At 42.7% G+C, this 1,476-nt stretch carries 1 protein-coding gene and 1 pseudogene; both read left to right on the forward strand.

Annotated features, from left to right (window positions below; translation table 11 throughout):
* Positions 1–1,304: signal recognition particle-docking protein FtsY (gene ftsY, locus BCG07_RS00020; RefSeq protein ID WP_286887890.1), on the forward strand; the 1,304-nt coding region annotated here is incomplete at its 5' end.
* A gap of 85 nt (positions 1,305–1,389) precedes the next feature.
* Positions 1,390–1,476: pseudogene (locus tag BCG07_RS00025) on the forward strand (cell division ATP-binding protein FtsE); the annotation flags it as partial.

The raw sequence follows: 1,476 nt of genomic DNA on the forward strand, positions 1-1,476 counted from the left end.
GCATAGAGCAAGAACGTATTGCAGCACAGCAAGCAGAAGCGCAGCGCATAGAGCTAGAACGTGCTGCAGCACAGCAAGCAGAAGCGCAGCGCATAGAACAAGAACGTGCTGCAGCAGAGCAAGCAGAGGCCCAGCGTTTAGAGCAAGAACGTATTGCAGCACAGCAAGCAGAAGCACAGCGCATAGAGCAAGAACGTATTGCAGCACAGCAAGCAGAAGCGCAGCGCATAGAGCTAGAACGTGCTGCAGCAGAGCAAGCCGAAGTGCAGCGCTTAGAACAAGAACGTATTGCAGCAGAGCAAGCCGAAGTGCAGCGCTTAGAACAAGAACGTGTTGCAGCAGAGCAAGCTAAGAAAGAAGAAAAGCCTAAGAAAGAAGGCTTTTTTTCACGTCTTAAAAAAGGATTACTAAAAACCCGCGTTAATATTGGCGCAGGATTTTCCTCTATTTTTAGTGGTAAAAAAATAGATGATGACCTTTTTGAAGAGCTTGAAACTCAATTATTGACGGCTGATTTAGGCGTAGATACCACCATGAAGTTAATCGATAGACTAACGGACGGTGCAAATAGAAAGCAGCTTAAGGATGGTGATGCTTTATATGAGCTAATGAAGCAAGAAATGGCAGCGATGCTAAAGACTGCTGAACAGCCATTAACAATACCAGCAGAAAAAAAACCGTTTGTGATTTTAATGGTAGGCGTAAATGGGGTTGGTAAAACAACTACGATTGGTAAGCTCGCTAAGCAATTTCAAAATGAAGGTAAGTCGGTCATGCTTGCTGCGGGTGACACTTTTAGAGCTGCTGCGGTTGAACAACTTCAAGTATGGGGTGAGCGCAATAGTATTCCAGTTATAGCACAGCATACCGGAGCCGATAGTGCATCGGTGGTATTTGATGCTTTTCAGGCCGCAAAAGCGCGTAATGTCGATGTGTTAATTGCTGATACAGCGGGTCGTCTGCAAAATAAAGATAATTTGATGCAAGAGCTTGAGAAAATAGCTCGTGTAATGAAAAAAATAGATCCTGATGCACCGCACGAGGTGATGCTAACAATAGATGCAGGTACAGGGCAAAATGCGATTAGCCAAGTAAACTTGTTTAACCAATGTGTAGGTTTAACGGGTATTACTTTGTCAAAACTTGATGGTACAGCAAAAGGTGGGGTTATTTTTGCTGTAGCTGATAAGTTTAACATTCCAATTCGTTATATTGGTGTTGGTGAAGGTATTGATGATTTGCGTTCGTTTAAAAGCGATGACTTTATCGATGCATTATTTAGCCAAGATGAGGACGACGCTTAATTTACCAAGAAGGGAGCTTGCTCCCTTTTTAATTGCGAGGAATACCAATTGCATTAACACTTTAATGAGGTTGGCATAATAAAAAATGATAAATTTTCAGCAAGTAAGTAAAACCTATCCAGGGGGGCATCGTGCCCTCGAAAAAGTTAATTTTCATATAAAACCTGGCGAA

Origin of the sequence: Pseudoalteromonas sp. ESRF-bin5 (genome assembly GCF_002632075.1) — a bacterium.
GTDB lineage: Bacteria > Pseudomonadota > Gammaproteobacteria > Enterobacterales > Alteromonadaceae > Pseudoalteromonas > Pseudoalteromonas marina.